Below are 14,642 nucleotides of genomic sequence, written 5' to 3' on the forward strand. Positions count from 1 at the left end.
ACTCCAGGAAGGGACACCGTCATGTCAGAGCTTCTCGTCGACTTCATCACCTCCCTCGACGGCTACGCGTCCGCGGAGGGATGGCCCGGGTTCTGGGGTCTGGAGAGCCCGGAGTACCTCGCCTGGCTCGGCAAGCAGCCCGAGTCCACCTACCTGATGGGGGCGAACACCTACCGTCTGATGTCGGGCTTCGCGGCGGGCGAGGTGCCGGAGGGGCTTGACGAGTTCAGGCCCGAGGAAGAGGCATCCGTGGACGAGCTCACGCAGGCGCCCAAGGTCGTCTTCTCCTCCTCGCTGGAGGCTCCGCTGACCTGGGCCAACTGCACGCTCGTGCGGGACGACGCCGTCGAGGCGGTCCGTGACCTGAAGGCGAGCGGGTCGGGGCTCCTCAGCACGATCGGCAGCCTCAGCCTGTGCCGGTCCCTGCTGAGCGCCGGACTCGTCGACCGGTTCCGGGTCGTGATGTTCCCGGTGATCACCGGGGCCACGGGCGAGGAGCGCATCTACGACGGCTATCCGGACGTCGCCCTGGAGATGACCGAGCACCGCACCTTCGAGGGTGGCCTCCAGCTGGTCGAGTACAAGCCCCGCGTTCTCGAACACCCGCCGCTCGGCGCCCCCGCCTGATGCCGCTCCCCCGCGAACCGCGCTCACCGGACCGCTGACGGTGCGCTCGGCTTCCGGCGCAGGCTGTTCCGCGACCACCCGCGCGCGGATCCGGCGGCGTGGGACGCAGGGGGCAGGTTCGAGCGGCGGGCGTCCTGATGGGCGCGGCCGAGCTGTGGGCCGACGCGGGCGGGTGGTCCGCGGGCCGGGTTTGACCTGGAGCGCACTCGAAGTCATAGCGTCGACAGGGTCAGGAACGCTCCCCCGTCCTTCTGGAGGCCACCATGACGGATCTCCCCACCCGCCGCCTCGGCGCGCTCACCGTCTCCGCACAGGGCCTCGGCTGCATGGGCATGAGCCACGCCTACGGCACCTCCGACGACGACCAGTCGATCGGCACCCTGCACCGGGCCCTGGACCTCGGCGTCACCCTTCTCGACACCTCCGACTTCTACGGCGCCGGACACAACGAGGAACTGATCGGCCGCGCCCTCGCCTCTCCGGGGCGCCGCGAACAGGCCGTCGTGGCGACGAAGTTCGGCTTCGCCAACAAGCTCGGCGAGCCCGTCGAGATCCGCGGCGACGCGGCCTACGTACGCCAGGCCTGCGAGGCGTCGCTGCGCCGGCTCGGCGTGGACCACATCGACCTGTACTACGTGCACCGCGTCGACCGGAGCGTCCCGGTCGAGGAGACGATCGGTGCGCTGGCGGAGCTGGTCGAGGAGGGCAAGGTCCGTCACCTGGGCCTGTCCGAGGCCGGTCCCGAGACGCTGCGCCGCGCGCACGCCGTGCACCCGATCGCCGCGCTGCAGAGCGAGTACTCGCTGTGGACGCGGGACCTGGAGGCCGACGTTCTGCCGGTCTGCCGGGAGTTGGGCATCGGAATCGTGCCGTTCTCGCCCCTCGGCCGGGGCTTCCTCACCGGCCGGTACAGGTCGACCGAGGCCCTGGAGGACGGGGACATGCGGCGCGCCCAGCCGCGGTTCGCCGACGGGAACCTGGAGCGCAACCTCGCCATCGTCGCCCGCCTGGAGGACCTCGCGGCCCAGAAGGGCGTCACCGCGGGCCAGTTGGCGCTCGCCTGGGTCCACCACCAGGGCGACGACATGGTCCCCATCCCCGGCACGCGCCGCCAGAAGTACCTGGAGGAGAACGTCGCGGCGGCCACCCTGGACCTCTCCGCGGACGACCTCGCCGCGATCGGTGCGGCGGCCGGCGACGTGGCGGGCGCCCGCTACGACGACGGCAGCATGAAGTTCGTGAACGGCTAGCCACGCGCGACGGACGCCGTGCCGCCCTTGTCGAGCGGACACGGCGTTCGTCACGAGGTCACGAGGTCACGAGCGGCAGATCATTCCGCCGGCCCCGAGGGACTCAGTCCTCCTTGATCCTCAGGAACGTCACCGAGTTCGCCGGGAACGTGTACGTGAACGAGTCCGCGACCCCCTCGAACGTCGACGTCACCGGCTTCACCGGGGTCTCGGTCGCACTGTTCTCGGCGTCGGGCGCGGCCGTCAGCGTCGTCACCGCGGCCTTCCGCCCGACGTCGGCGCCGCCGAGCTTCACCGTCGTACGGGCCTGCGCGTCCTGCGCGTTGACGACCTTGACGATCAGGTCACCGGTCTTCTTGTCGCGCGTGACGACCTGACGGAACGGCTCCGCGGGCTTGTCGTCCTTGAAGGAGCCCCACTCCTGCCCGTCGAGGTAGAGCGTGACCTGGCGGCCGCGCACCTTGATGTCGACGTCGTAGGCGCGGCCCGTCTCGATGGTGCCGGGCTTGGCGATGAGCGTCGACTTGCCGCCGTTCACGGCCTGTTCGACGGCGGACTGGGTGTTGTTCCAGCCACCGAGGTTCCACCAGTAGTAGTTCCCCGTGTCCTTGACACCGAAGGCGACGAGGAAGCCCTCCTTGCCGGACTTCTTGGTGGCCTTCACATGCAGGTCGTAGTTCTGCCAGCCGGGGTCGCCGGCGGTGACCAAGGTGTTCTCGGCGGCCTCGTCGGACTGCACGTACTGCCCGTCCTGGACGCTCCAGCTGCCGCTTCCGCTGCCGGTCCACTTCGCGGCGTCACCGCTGAAGTCGTCGCCGAACAGGGCCGTCCCGTCGGCGCCGGTGACCTTCACGTCGTCGTACGCGGCGCTCGTCGCCCACGTCGACAGGCCCACGGCGCCGGTGATCGGCTCCAGGGTCGACGGCGTGGCGGTGGCGGTCGAGGGCACGACCTGGTCGCCGACGTTGCGCATGAACAGCTTCTGCACCTCGTAGTCGGCCGAACCCCACGACTTCTGGTCGTTGAACCAGATCATGTCGGGCGCCCACTGCACGGTGTCCTGGCGGGCGAACAGCGGTGCGTACGAAGCGAGTTTGACCACGTCGGCGTTGCGCTCGAGGCCCGTCATGTACGCGGCTTCCGACATCGCGTTGGACCACTTGTTGCCGAGGGACGCGTACTCGCCGAGGAAGACCTTCGGCCCGTTCCTGTCGTACGAGTCGTAGCGGTCGTTGTTCTGGAGGAACCACTGCGGGCTGTTGTAGTAGTGCTCGTCGACCATGTCGACGTGGGCGTCCTTGTTGAGCTTCCAGGCCGTGTCGAACGTCGAACCGGAGTCGTCGGGGCCGGAGTTGGAGATGACCTTGACGTCCGGGTACTTGGCCGCGATGGCCGTACGGAACTGCGTGAAGCGGGCGAAGAACTCGTTCGGCAGGTTCTCCTCGTTGCCGACCTCCAGGTGCGTGAGGTGGAAGGGCTTCGGGTGGCCCATGTCGGCGCGGAGCTTGCCCCATGTGCTGGCGACCGGCCCGTTGGCGAACTCGATGAGGTCGAGGGTGTCCTGGATGTGCCGCTTGAGCAGCGCGTCGTCGTCGGTCGCCCTGTTCTGGCCGCAGCCGGTGACGAGCGCGGGCACCACGGGCAGCGGCATCGCGCCGATGTCCTCGGCGAACTGGAAGTACTCGTAGTAGCCGAGCCCGTAACTCTGGTTGTAGCCCCAGAAGTTGGAGTTGGTCGCGCGCTGCTCGACCGGCCCTACCGTGTCCTTCCACTGGTAGGAGCGCTTGCGCTCATAGCCGGACGCCTCGTCGTAGCCCTTCATCGAGCCGGTGTTGACGAGGCAGCCGCCGGGGAAGCGCACGAAACCGGGCTTCAGGGCGGCGACCTTCTCGGCGAGGTCCTTGCGCAGGCCGTTCTTGCGGCCCTTGTAGGTGTCGCGCGGGAACAGCGAGACCATGTCGAGCGCGGTGTCCGCCGACGAGGTGACGGAGAGGCGTCCCGTGGTGCTGGCGCGCGAGGCCGTGAACGTCGCCGTGTACCTGGCCCAGCCGCCGCGGGTGTCCACGCGCCGGGCGGTGGCGAGGGCGCCGTCGGCGTCCCTCAGCGCCACGGTCAGCGCGGAGTCGCCGCGCGCCCACACCGAGAAGTCGTAGCTCTTGCCCTTCGCGACGGTGATGCCGGTGCCGTACGCGGAGTTGGTGACCGTCGAACCCGCGCCCAGGGCAAGGTAGTTGCGGTTGCGGGCGTTGAGCCGACCGGCGTCGTCGACGACCTTGGCCGTGCCGTCGACGGACCACGCAGTGAGCGGCGTGTACGCCTTGTTGTCAGCGGTCGAGTACTCGAAGGACCGGTTCTGGAGCAGCTCGGCGTAGAGCCCGCCGTCGGCGGCCCGGTTGATGTCCTCGAAGAAGACGCCGTACATCGTGTCGTCGATCGTCGCGCCCGTGCGGCTCGGGTCGACGGTGACCGTGTAGTCGGTGGCCCCGGCGGCCTCGGTTGTGTCGTCGGCCATGGCAGAGGGCATGACCGCGGTGCCGGCCAGCAGGGCCCCCACCGCCGCTCCGAGCCCGAGTCTCCAGCGCCTGCGTCGTCCACGCGTCATGCGCTTCCCCATCCTTCACAGCGAATACGGAACTGTTCGATATCTCGTACGTCGTCCTAAACTGCGAACGGCAAGATAGGAAGCGACGGAGCGCGCGTCAACGGTTGGCGCAGAAGCGAACGGAGTGATGAGGGTGAGGGGCGAACTCTGGCCGGTTTCCGACGTGTTGGCGTACCTCGCGGGGCGCTGGCAGGTCGAGCGGACCGTGCGGGACCTCGCCGACGACGTGACCGGCACGTTCACCGGCACGACGGAGTTCACCCCGCTCGACGGCCCGGCGCCCCAGGGCGGGCTGCTGCACTTCGAGTCCGGCGTCTTCGCGTGGCGCGGCACGTCACGCCCCGCCGAGCGCACCCTGCGCTATCTGCCCGGCTCGAAGGACGAGACACCGGGCACCGCCGTCGTGCACTTCTCCGACGGCCGCTTCTTCCACGGCCTCGACCTGCGCACCGGGCACCACATCGCCGACCACCCGTGCTCCGCGGACCTCTATCGCGGCGAGTTCACCGTGTACGACGCCGGCCGGTGGCGGACGGTGTGGCGCGTGAAGGGCCCGGCGAAGGATCTGCGGCTCACGACGGACTACCGCCGAGCCGCGGACTCCACCGCCCCGGATGACCGCTGACCGTGGCCGCCGACAGGGGGCGCTCGTCGATGTTCCCGTACGCCGACGGGGGCGCCTTCAGCGCGTGGACGAGGGCGGCGCGGACCACCGACGGCTCGGCGATGGCCACCACCCGGGTCCCGTCGGCGGGCCGGGTGTCAGCGGCCCGAAGGGCCTCCGGCAAGGGCAGTGGTGGGCGACGGGCGGGACAGCGGTCCGAGCCCCGGCGCCGCGCGCTGCACCTCGTACCAGCCGGCCCCGTCCAGCGGCCGGTCGCCGTCGAAGCGCTCGGCGAGCGGGGAGGGTCTGCGCGCGGCGGCCGGAAGCGTGACGCTGCGCTGCATGTGCCTGATCGTGAACTCGCCGGTAGCTCAGGTCGAGGCTTCACGCGCGGCGACGATTCAGCGGGGCTGCGGGCGCAGCGACTGGTCGAAGTAGAAGACCATCCACTGGTCGGGTCCGGGCAGCGGTTCGAAGCCGACCTCGGCGTAGACCGCGTGCGCGTCCTTGGTGGCGAGCAGGATGCGGCGCACGCCCATCGGCCCCATGTGGTCGCGCACGGCGGCCGCGAGGGCCTTGCCGAGCCCCTTGCCGCGCACCCGCCGGTCCACGTAGACGTCGCAGAGCCAGCCGAAGGTGGCATGGTCCGTGACGACCCGGGCGTAGCCGACCTGCTCCCCCGAACCGACCTCGTACACACCGAAGTTGAGGGACCCCGCGATCGCCTTGTCCTGCTTCTCGCGCGGGCGGTGCATCGCCCAGTACGCGTCGGTGGACAGCCAGTGGTGCACCCGCGCCGCGTCTATGCGTGCGGGGTCGGCGGAGATCTCGTATCCGTCCGGAAGGTACGTCGTCATACCGCGAGCCTTGCAGGTCAGCCGGGCTTCAGTCGAGCCGGGCCCGCCCCGGGAGAAGTTCGTCACAGGCCGCGCGGAGCCGGCGTACCCCCTCGGTGATCTCCGCCGTGCCGGCGACGGCCACGAAGCTCAGCCTGATGTACGGGGCCGGGGACTCGGCCGCGAAGTACGGGCTGCCGGGGGCCACCGCGACGCCGGCCCGCAGCGCGCCGTCGACAAGGCGCCGCTCGTCCGTGCCGTCGGGCAGCCGCACCCACAGGTGGTAGCCGCCGGCCGGGATGTGCGGCAGCGTCAGCTGCGGCACCTGCGCGGTGAGCGCGGTCGTCATGGTGTCGCGGCGGTGCCTCAACTCCCCTGCCACGGTGCGCAGATGGCGCGGCCAGGCGGGCGACCCGACCAGTTCGAGCGTCGCCTCCTGGAGCGGGCCCGGCACGAAGAGGTGGTCGACGACCTGGATGGCGCGCAGCCGCTCCAGGACGGAGCCGCGCGCGGCGAGGCAGCCGATGCGCAGGCTCGGCGAGGTCGCCTTGGTGAGCGAGCAGACGTGCACGACGACGCCGTCGGGATCGTCGGTGGCGAGGGGCCTGGGCAGCGGTCCGGCGTCCTCGTGCACGAGGCGGCGCACGAAGTCGTCCTCGATGACGAACGCCCCGGCCTCGCGGGCGATCCGCAGCACCTCGGGCCGCCGCTCGGCGGAGAGCACCGCGCCGGTCGGGTTCTGGAACAGCGGCTGGCACACGAAGAGTCGGGCGCCGGTCGCCTTGAAGGCCTGGGCGAGCAGGTGCGGTCGCACCCCGTCCCGGTCGACGGGCACCGGTACCGGGCGCAGGCCCGCGGCCCGCGCGATCGCCAACATGCCGGGGTACGTGGGCGATTCGACCAGCACGGGCGCGCCGGGCGGGGCGAGCGCCCGCAGGGCCGTCGTGAGCGCCGACTGTCCTCCGGCGGTGACGAGGACCTCGGCCGCGGTGATCGCGCCGCCGATGCCGCGCGCGAACCACGAGCGCAGTTCGGGCAGTCCGTCGACGGGCGGCCGGTTCCACGCGCCGGGGCGGCGGCCAGCACGCGCGAGGGCCGCCGCCATCGCGGCGGTGGGCTGGAGGTTCTGATGCAGATAGCCGCCGTTGAACTCGATGACGCCGGGCGGCGGCGCGGCGAGCGTCATCAGGACCCCGGAGGCGTCGACGGCGCGCGGCACCGGTTCCGTGGCGGAGTCGGCGCTGAGCGCGACCTCCTGCCAGGACGTGTCGCCGACGGGGGCGGCGGCGCGCGGCGCGGCCTTGTAGGCGCCCGCGCCGGGCCGGGTCACCACGAGGCCTTCGGCGGAGAGCTGGGCGAGGGCCCGCGAGACCGTCACGGGGCTGACCCGGAACCGCTCGACGAGGGCGCGGCTCGACGGCAGCTTCTCATCCACGGAGTAGCGGTTCAGCTCCGACTTCAACTGTTTCGCCAGCTCACTCACGCTGCTACTCTCATGCATGAGAACAGAGAATAGCGCTACCGACCCGGACGCGATAGCGGTTGCCGAGCGGCCCGCGACGCGGGCACCCCGGCGGGGCCGCCCGTCCGCCGCCGCCTCCGGCACCCTGCTCGCCGCCCTCGGCGTCACCACGTTCTCGCTCACCTTCCCCTCCACCGCGTGGGGCCTTGAGGGCTTCGGCCCCTGGTCCCTGGTCAGCCTGCGCAGCGTGCTCGCGGCGGTGATCGCCGGAGCGTGCCTGCTCGCCCTGCGCGTCCGCTTGCCGGAGCGCCGCCACTGGGCCGGGCTCGCGGTCGTCGCGGCCGGTGTGGTGCTCGGCTTCCCGATGCTCACGACGCTCGCGCTGCAGACGGCGACGACCGCTCACTCGGCCGTGGTGGTGGGCCTGTTGCCGCTGACCACGGCCGTCTTCTCGTCCCTGCGCACGGGGGCCAGGCCCTCCCGCACGTTCTGGATCGCGGCCTGCGCGGGCGCGGCCGCCGTCATCGCCTTCACGGTGCAGCAGAGCGGCGGCGCCCTCACGCGGGCCGACCTCTACCTCTTCGGGGCGCTCCTGATCTGCGCCGCCGGGTACACGGAAGGCGGCCGGCTCGCCAAGGAGATGCCCGGCTGGCAGGTCATCGGCTGGGCCCTCGTCCTGTGCCTGCCGCTCGCCGTGGCGGGCGCCGTGGTCTCCCTGGCGTACGAGCCCGTGCACCTCACCGGGCACGCGGTCGTCGGCCTGGTGTGGGTGGCGACGGTCTCGCAGTTCCTCGGCCTGGTCGTCTGGTACAAGGGCATGGCCGTCATCGGCGTACCCAAGGCGAGCCAACTCCAGCTCGCCCAGCCGCTGTTGACCCTGGTGTGGTCGGTGTTCCTGCTCGGCGAGTCGCTTCCTGTGGCGGCGCCGCTCACCGCGGTGGCGGTCCTGGTCTGCATCGCGGTGACCCAGCGCGCCCGCGGCTGACACCTCTGCGGGGTCTCAACTCCCTTGACACGCCGTAGACTTGCGGCAACTCACGGGCACGGCGAGGAGGTCACTCCTGATGCGCGCAACCGTAGGCGACCAGCTCCTGGTGCACGGCCGGATCGTCGGGCAGCACGACAGGGTCGCCCAGATCATCGAGGTGCTCGGCGCCGACGACGGACCGCCGTTCCGCGTCCGCTTCGAGGACGGGCACGAGGCGATCCTGTCGCCGGGCCCCGACGCGGTCGTCCGCCACGGGGCAAGCAGGCGCGAGTAGTCCGGGAGCGGGGTCAGGCGTAGTGGTCCGCGACGACGCGGGCCATCGCGCCGTTCCTGTCCTGCCCGACCTCCTTGGCCGAGAAGTACACGTGCCCGCGCACCTCGGGGAACCCGTCCGCGTAGTCGAGGTGCCGGGACAGCTCCGCCGGGTCCTGCCAGGCCGCGGGCTGCGCCGGATCGCCCGCCTTGTAGAGGGCCTCACCGATGTACAGACGCACGCCTGTGCCCCGTACGACATCGGCCCACCATCGCACGAGCTTCGCGTAGTCGGCGGCCGCGAAGCCGATGTTCCAGTACACCTGCGGCACGATGTAGTCGATCCACCGCTCGCGCACCCACTTACGGGTGTCCGCGTGCAGGTTGTCGTAGGTCTGCACGCCCGCCGTGGTGTCGGAGCCCTCCGGGTCGGTCGCCATGTTCCGCCACACCGCGAACGGGCTGATCCCGAACCGGACATGGGGCCGCGCCCGCTTGATGCGTGCCGCCATCTCCCGGACGAGCCGGTCGATGTTGTCGCGCCGCCAGGCCGCCCGGTCCGCGAAGCCGCCGCCGTAGCGCGCGTACGCGGCGTCGTCGTCGAAGGTCTGTCCGGCCACCGGATACGGATAGAAGTAGTCGTCGAAGTGGACCGCGTCGATCGCGTACTTGCGTACCGCGTCGAGCATCGCGTCCTGCACGAACCGGCGGACCTCCGGCAGACCCGGGTTGTAGTAGAGCTTCCCGCCGTACGGGACGACCCAGTCGGGGTGCAGCCGGGCCGGGTGCGTGGGCAGCAGGCGGCTCGGGTCGGTGTGGTTCGCGATCCGGTACGGGTTGAACCAGGCGTGCAGCTCCAGGCCGCGCCGGTGCGCCTCGGTCACGGCCGTGCCCAGCGGGTCCCAACCCGGGTCCTGGCCCTGCGTCCCGGTGAGGACCTGCGACCACGGCTCGTACGGGGACGGCCACAGGGCGTCGGCGGTCGGCCGCACCTGGAAGACCACCGTGTTGAGGCGGCGGCGCACCGCGGTGTCCAGGTGCGCGATCAGCTCGGCCCGCTGCTCGGCCGCGGTGAGCCCGGCCCGCGAGGGCCAGTCGCGATTGGCGACGGTGGCCAGCCACATGCCCCGCATCTCGCGCGGTCCCGGCACCCCGCGCCCGGCGGCGACGGCGTCCCCCGCCGTCAGCGAGGCGACCGTGAGCGCGGCCCCGAGCGCGAACGTCCGACGTGACATACGACGTGAGATACGTCCCATGGTTCCCCCCAGTTTCCTGTGCCACGGTGGTGCGCGGATGAACAGCCGTTAACCCGAGCTCCACCCCTCCCATGTCTACGGGGTAACGTGCAGATCCGAAAGACCCTGTAGAGCACTGGCGCCGGCGACCCCGGACGAACAGCGAAAGGCACGAGGTGACGGACGCCTTGACTGACATCACACGCGTCGGAGTGGTGGGCTGTGGCCAGATGGGAGCCGGGATCGCGGAGGTCTGCGCCCGCTCCGGCCTGGACGTGATGGTGGCCGAGACCACCGGCGAAGCCCTGGAGATCGGCCGTACCCGGCTGCTCAACTCCCTCGCCAAGGCGGCCTCCCGCGGCAAGATCACCGACGAGGAACTGGCGGAGACGCAGGCGCGCCTCACGTTCACCACCGACCTCGGCGAGTTCGCCGACCGGGACCTGGTCATCGAGGCCGTCGTCGAGAACGAGCAGGTCAAGACCGAGATCTTCCAGGTGCTCGACCAGGTCATGACGCGCCCCGACGCGATCCTCGCCTCGAACACCTCGTCCATCCCGCTGGTGAAGCTGGCCGTGGCGACGTCCCGCCCCGACCACGTCATCGGCATCCACTTCTTCAACCCGGCCCCGGTGCAGCAGCTCGTCGAGCTGATCCCGGCGCTGACCACGTCCGAGGGCACGATCAGCCGCGCCCAGGCCCTGGTGGAGAAGGTCCTCGGCAAGCACGCGATCCGCGCCCAGGACCGCTCGGGCTTCGTGGTCAACGCGCTGCTCGTGCCGTACCTGCTCTCCTCGATCCGGATGTTCGAGTCGGGCATCGCCAGCCGCGAGGACATCGACAACGGCATGGAGCTGGGCTGCGCCCACCCGATGGGGCCGCTCAAGCTCTCCGACCTGATCGGACTCGACACCATCGCGTCCATCGCGGACTCGATGTACGCCGAGTACAAGGAGCCGCTGTACGCCGCTCCGCCGCTGCTTCAGCGGATGGTCGACGCGGGCCGCCTCGGCCGCAAGACGGGGTCGGGCTTCTACACGTACGCCTGACAGCACGTACGCCTGACGGCACGCACCCCTGATCACTCACCGTGTTCGTTCACGGGCCCGGCGCTCTTCGGAGCACCGGGCCCGTTGCGTTCGCACGGGGTGCGCGCGACGGACGAGCATATGCCCTCCGCACACGCTCCCGCCGTGTCCACCAGGCGAGTTGACTTCCGATGCGCATGACAGGGATGTCATGACTACGGAAAGGAGCGGACTCGTGACCACCGACCCGGAGCATGCCGTGGTCCCCGAAGAACTCGCAGAGTTACGCCGCGTCTTCGAGGTCGGCCTGACCCGTATCGACGGCCAACTGGCTTTGCTCGCCCACCGCGACGACCAGACGGCCAAGGATCAGGACGACCTCAGCGCGCGGATCAAGGCGCTGGAGCACACCCGCTGGCCCCTGCCCGCGGTCGCCGCGCTCACCGCGGTCGGCGCGCTGGCCATCGCGGTGTGGCAGGCACTCGGTCACTAGGGCAACTGGCCCTAACCGAGCCGGAGATGGTGCAGGAGCAGTAACGCGGCCGCCATGTTGGCGGCCGGGACCTCTCCGCGAGCGATCATGTCGGGGACGAGTTTGAGCGGGACCCATTCCCTGCGGTCCGACTCGAAGTCGTCCTGGGGGTGGCCGACGTACGTTCCCTCGTCGGTCCAGTAGATGTGGTGCCGGGCATCCGTGAGGCCGTTGGACGGCTCCACGGTCAGCAGGTGCCGCAGCGGTCCCGGCCGCCAGCCTGTCTCCTCCTCCATTTCCCGGGCGGCCGCGTACGCGATGTCCTCACCGTCCTCGACGACACCCGCGGCCAGTTCCCAGCCCCAGCTGTCGGTGATGAAACGGTGCCGCCACAGCAGCAGCACCTCGTTGGCCTCGTTCACCACCGTGGCCACCGCCACCGGGCGAAGGCGTATCAGGAAGTGATCGAGGTGCTTGCCGTCCGGCAGTTCGACGTCGGCCAGATTGACGCTGAACCACCGGTTTTCATACACAGTCTGTTCGTTTTGTTTCGTCCACTGCACGGTTCTGCCACCTTCCGCCGAGTTGATGGCAATATCGCAGCAGTGGCGTGAACGAGCGCCCAGCAGAAGGGCTCAAGGGCTCAGAGCGGTACGCGCAGCGCCCCGTCGATGAGTTCGGCGGCCTCGGCCGTGCCGGCGCAGCCGCTGCGTACGAGGTGCTCGCGTACCGCCCGGAGTCTGTCGCGCAACCGCTGGGACTCCATGCCCCGCGCGGCCTCGGCCATCTGCACGGCGGTCTCCACCGCCTGTTCGGCGTGGCCCTGGCGCAGCTGGATCTGGCTGAGCACGGCGAGCCGGTGCACCCGGCCGCGGTCGTGCGCCGGGGTGTGCACGGCCTCCTGGGCGTGCTCCTTGGCGGCCGCGTAGTCCCCGAGGCTGAACAGGGCTTCCGCGACCTGGACGTTGACGAATCCGGGCTGCACGTAGCCCGTCTCGTCCGGTTCGTGTCCGCGCCGGATCCGGTCGGCGGCGGACTCGGCACGCCGGATGCACTCCAGGGCGCTCGTACCGTCGCCGAGGTGTGCGTACGCCTTCGCCTGCATCGCGTACAGATCGGAGGCGAGCGCCGGGGTGATGTGCCGTCCGGCCGCGCGCAGGGCCGCCTCGGCGAAGGCGACGGCCTGCCGGTGCTCGCGCATGTGCAGCGACTGGTTGACGAGCAGCGCTATGACGTACGCGCCGAGCCCCCGGTCACCACTGGCTTTGGCGAGCCGCAGCGCCTGGTGGAAGTAGCGCTGGGCGAGGCCGTGGGCGTCGGAGTCGTAGGCACAGATGCCCGCGATGGCCACCAACCCGCCGGTGGCGCGGTGCAGTTGGCGGCCGGTCGCGTCCGTGTAGCTGCCGCGGAGCAGCGGCGCCGCCTCGGCGTTGAGGAAGCCGACGATCCGGGTGCGCGTCGCGATGCCGCCCGCCTTGCGGTACATCTGCTCGTAGTGCGTACGGGCCGAACGCATCATCTCGATGTCGGCGGCGCTGACCAGGAGCCGCCCCCCGCGCGAGACGTCGTTGTCCTCCGGTGGGTTCTCCCACTCCCAGACGGGCATCACGGCCGGGGTGCCCGTGACGGCGGGGGCGTCGAGGATGTGCCGGCGCTGCTGTTCGTCGGAGCGCCACAGGGCCGTGGCCCGCTCGACGAATCCGGAGAGGCCGGACGCCCCGTGCGGGGTGGCCGGTTCACCGGGGATGCCGAGGCCGATGTCGTCGAGCGTGACATGCCGCTGGAGCCGGGCCGCGAGCACCTCGCAGATCAGGTCGGGGACCTGACCGCGCGGGCGCTGCCCCTTCAACCAGCGGGCGACGGCGGTGTGTTCGTACCGCAGGGCCAGACCGCGGGCCTTCCCGGCCTGGTTCACATGTGCGGCGAGGCCCGCATGGGAGATCCCGGCCTCGTCGAGGATCGCGTCGAGCAAGGTGTTGGGCTGCATGGATGCCCTCCGTGGGCTCAGTGGCGCCAGCGTAGTCGCTGGTTCTTCACACGGGGTGTGATCGGAATGCTCAACTCCGGGTGCTGTGCACTCTGTTGTGGCTGGTTTCCTCCCGCTTGACTGAACTGCCTCGCAAGAGGCCGGCCGGGCCGCCGGCTCCCCCTCGACAGTGCGGCGGCCCGATCCCGCGTCGTCCGCCCGCTCGCCTGCCCGACAACTCCGCGGCGGGCGGACGGCGCGCCCCTGGAGCTTGATGCCCTCGCAGCTTGGAGCCCTGGATGTCAGCGAGCGTGGTGCGCGCTGTGCAGGGCCGGTTCGCCGGCCTGCGTCGGTACGCGCCTGCGGTCGTTGCGCAGGACGAGCATCGCGGCGTCGTCGCTGGGCGGCCCGGCGAGGTGGCAGAGCAGCCGCGTGTGGACGGCCTGGATGAGGGCCTTGGGCACGACCGGCCTGCGCCGTACGGCGGCCGTGAGCTCGGCGGTCAGCGGAAAGAACCGGCCATGACCGTCGCGGGCGTCCTCGATGCCGTCGGTGTGCAGCAGCATCGCCTCACCGGGCAGGATCCGCCCGCACCGCACGGGCTCGAGCTCGGCGGGCAGTGGGAACGGGCCGAGCGGCGGCATCGGATCGCCGCCGCTCATCGTCGTCACGCAGCACACCGCTCCGGGCCGCAGCAGATACGGCCAGGGGTGCCCGCAGTTGAGCGCGTACACGGCGCCGTCCTGCCGGATCTCGAGCAGCAGGACGGTGACGAACTCCTCAGCGAGGGGGTTCTCGGGCTCCCCTCCCCCGGCGGCCGGGTGCTCGTCGCGCGAACGCTGGCGCAGATGGCGGGCGTGGGCCCGCTCCAACCGGCGCAGCACGCACCCGAGTTCGTCCTCGTCGTGAGCGGCCTCGCGAAAGCTTCCGAGCACGGCGCCGACGGTGGCGAGCGCGGCGAGGCCGTGCCCGCGGACGTCACCCATGACGACGCGGACCCCGTGGTCGGTGGCCACGACGTCGTACAGATCGCCGCCGACGCTGGCGCCACGGTCGGCGGAGAGCTGGCCCGCGGCGAGCGCGAGCCCGTCGAGCCGGGGCGGCAGCGGCCGCAGCAGCACGGACTGCGCGGCACCCGCGACGGCCCGGATCTCTCTGAGCTCGCGCAGCAGCGTCTGCCGCACGTGGAGTATCAGCCCGGTGCCCACGGCGAAGAACACGGCGCTGGTCACGATCCGCGCCCCCAGGCCGTTCTGCTGGGCGAGGGGGCAGGTGAGCTTGTACGTGATGGCGACGGCGCCCCACACCGTGGGCAGGCCG

The 14,642-nt window shown here is 71.1% G+C and carries 14 protein-coding genes and 1 pseudogene; 7 read left to right on the plus strand and 8 right to left on the minus strand.

The genetic code is table 11. The annotated features are described in order from the left end of the window. The first annotated feature begins 21 nt into the window (after positions 1-21). Both AB0L37_RS16290 and AB0L37_RS16295 read left to right on the plus strand, forming a co-directional pair. Complete coding sequence (locus AB0L37_RS16290) at positions 22-627, plus strand: dihydrofolate reductase family protein (RefSeq protein ID WP_365504943.1); 606 nt, start codon at positions 22-24, stop codon at positions 625-627. A gap of 263 nt (positions 628-890) precedes the next feature. After that, a complete protein-coding gene (locus tag AB0L37_RS16295) occupies positions 891-1,877 on the plus strand; it encodes an aldo/keto reductase (RefSeq protein ID WP_365504945.1) in 987 nt (328 codons plus the stop codon). Between the two features lie 103 nt (positions 1,878-1,980). On the opposite strand, the gene AB0L37_RS16300 is transcribed toward AB0L37_RS16295, so the two are convergent. Next, positions 1,981-4,479 carry an alpha-L-arabinofuranosidase C-terminal domain-containing protein gene (locus AB0L37_RS16300; RefSeq protein ID WP_365504947.1) on the minus strand — a complete coding sequence of 833 codons (2,499 nt, stop codon included), beginning with the start codon at positions 4,477-4,479 and terminating at the stop codon, positions 1,981-1,983. Between the two features lie 133 nt (positions 4,480-4,612). On the opposite strand from AB0L37_RS16300, the gene AB0L37_RS16305 reads away from it, so the two are divergent. After that, complete coding sequence (locus tag AB0L37_RS16305) at positions 4,613-5,104, plus strand: DUF6314 family protein (protein WP_365504949.1); 492 nt, start codon at positions 4,613-4,615, stop codon at positions 5,102-5,104. Here the strand turns inward: AB0L37_RS16305 and AB0L37_RS16310 are convergent. The 3 genes and pseudogenes from AB0L37_RS16310 to AB0L37_RS16320 form a co-directional block, all read right to left on the minus strand. Then, a pseudogene (locus AB0L37_RS16310) lies at positions 5,052-5,427 on the minus strand (hypothetical protein). The gene AB0L37_RS16305 and the pseudogene AB0L37_RS16310 sit on opposite strands and share 53 nt — an antisense overlap. Before the next feature lie 57 nt (positions 5,428-5,484). Continuing rightward, positions 5,485-5,940: a GNAT family N-acetyltransferase gene (locus AB0L37_RS16315; RefSeq protein WP_365504951.1), complete on the minus strand. Its 456-nt coding sequence runs from the start codon at positions 5,938-5,940 to the stop codon at positions 5,485-5,487. Between the two features lie 28 nt (positions 5,941-5,968). Beyond that, positions 5,969-7,420 carry a PLP-dependent aminotransferase family protein gene (locus tag AB0L37_RS16320; protein ID WP_365504952.1) on the minus strand — a complete coding sequence of 484 codons (1,452 nt, stop codon included), beginning with the start codon at positions 7,418-7,420 and terminating at the stop codon, positions 5,969-5,971. Here AB0L37_RS16320 and AB0L37_RS16325 point away from each other — a divergent pair. Both AB0L37_RS16325 and AB0L37_RS16330 read left to right on the plus strand, forming a co-directional pair. Next, the gene (locus AB0L37_RS16325) at positions 7,419-8,366 is read left to right on the plus strand and encodes a DMT family transporter (protein ID WP_365504954.1); all 948 of its coding nucleotides are present in this window, start codon (positions 7,419-7,421) and stop codon (positions 8,364-8,366) included. The two genes, AB0L37_RS16320 and AB0L37_RS16325, sit on opposite strands and share 2 nt — an antisense overlap. Positions 8,367-8,445: 79 nt before the next feature. Next, on the plus strand, positions 8,446-8,643 hold the full coding sequence (locus AB0L37_RS16330; protein ID WP_365504956.1) for a DUF1918 domain-containing protein: 198 nt from the start codon (positions 8,446-8,448) through the stop codon (positions 8,641-8,643). 13 nt (positions 8,644-8,656) lie between these two features. Here AB0L37_RS16330 and AB0L37_RS16335 read toward each other — a convergent pair whose 3' ends face one another. Beyond that, positions 8,657-9,856: a family 10 glycosylhydrolase gene (locus AB0L37_RS16335; protein ID WP_365504958.1), complete on the minus strand. Its 1,200-nt coding sequence runs from the start codon at positions 9,854-9,856 to the stop codon at positions 8,657-8,659. Positions 9,857-10,044: 188 nt separating this feature from the next. Between AB0L37_RS16335 and AB0L37_RS16340 the strand changes: the two genes are divergently transcribed. Beyond that, positions 10,045-10,905 carry a 3-hydroxybutyryl-CoA dehydrogenase gene (locus AB0L37_RS16340; protein ID WP_365504960.1) on the plus strand — a complete coding sequence of 287 codons (861 nt, stop codon included), beginning with the start codon at positions 10,045-10,047 and terminating at the stop codon, positions 10,903-10,905. 214 nt (positions 10,906-11,119) lie between these two features. Beyond that, a complete protein-coding gene (locus tag AB0L37_RS16345) occupies positions 11,120-11,377 on the plus strand; it encodes a hypothetical protein (protein ID WP_365504962.1) in 258 nt (85 codons plus the stop codon). An 11-nt stretch (positions 11,378-11,388) separates the two neighbouring features. Here the strand turns inward: AB0L37_RS16345 and AB0L37_RS16350 are convergent, their stop codons facing one another. From AB0L37_RS16350 to AB0L37_RS16360, 3 genes are all read right to left on the minus strand, one after another. Next, complete coding sequence (locus AB0L37_RS16350) at positions 11,389-11,919, minus strand: NUDIX hydrolase (RefSeq protein WP_365504964.1); 531 nt, start codon at positions 11,917-11,919, stop codon at positions 11,389-11,391. Positions 11,920-11,999: 80 nt separating this feature from the next. After that, positions 12,000-13,343, minus strand: a complete 1,344-nt coding sequence (locus tag AB0L37_RS16355; protein WP_365504966.1) for a transcriptional regulator — start codon at positions 13,341-13,343, stop codon at positions 12,000-12,002. Positions 13,344-13,624: 281 nt separating this feature from the next. Continuing rightward, positions 13,625-14,629, minus strand: a complete 1,005-nt coding sequence (locus tag AB0L37_RS16360) for a PP2C family protein-serine/threonine phosphatase (protein WP_365505099.1) — start codon at positions 14,627-14,629, stop codon at positions 13,625-13,627. Between the last annotated feature and the right edge of the window lie 13 nt (positions 14,630-14,642).

Source organism: Streptomyces sp. NPDC052225 (genome assembly GCF_040679615.1).
Taxonomy (GTDB): Bacteria; Actinomycetota; Actinomycetes; order Streptomycetales; family Streptomycetaceae; genus Streptomyces.

Bases quoted from the DNA above. Each gene is read 5' to 3' on its own strand.
- AB0L37_RS16335 (WP_365504958.1), bottom strand. From the start codon at position 9,856: ATGTCACGTCGGACGTTCGCGCTCGGGGCCGCGCTCACGGTCGCCTCG.
- AB0L37_RS16290 (WP_365504943.1), top strand. From the start codon at position 22: ATGTCAGAGCTTCTCGTCGACTTCATCACCTCCCTCGACGGCTACGCG.
- AB0L37_RS16325 (WP_365504954.1), top strand. From the start codon at position 7,419: ATGAGAACAGAGAATAGCGCTACCGACCCGGACGCGATAGCGGTTGCC.
- AB0L37_RS16355 (WP_365504966.1), bottom strand. From the start codon at position 13,343: ATGCAGCCCAACACCTTGCTCGACGCGATCCTCGACGAGGCCGGGATC.
- AB0L37_RS16295 (WP_365504945.1), top strand. From the start codon at position 891: ATGACGGATCTCCCCACCCGCCGCCTCGGCGCGCTCACCGTCTCCGCA.
- AB0L37_RS16315 (WP_365504951.1), bottom strand. From the start codon at position 5,940: ATGACGACGTACCTTCCGGACGGATACGAGATCTCCGCCGACCCCGCA.
- AB0L37_RS16300 (WP_365504947.1), bottom strand. From the start codon at position 4,479: ATGACGCGTGGACGACGCAGGCGCTGGAGACTCGGGCTCGGAGCGGCG.
- AB0L37_RS16330 (WP_365504956.1), top strand. From the start codon at position 8,446: ATGCGCGCAACCGTAGGCGACCAGCTCCTGGTGCACGGCCGGATCGTC.
- AB0L37_RS16320 (WP_365504952.1), bottom strand. From the start codon at position 7,420: ATGCATGAGAGTAGCAGCGTGAGTGAGCTGGCGAAACAGTTGAAGTCG.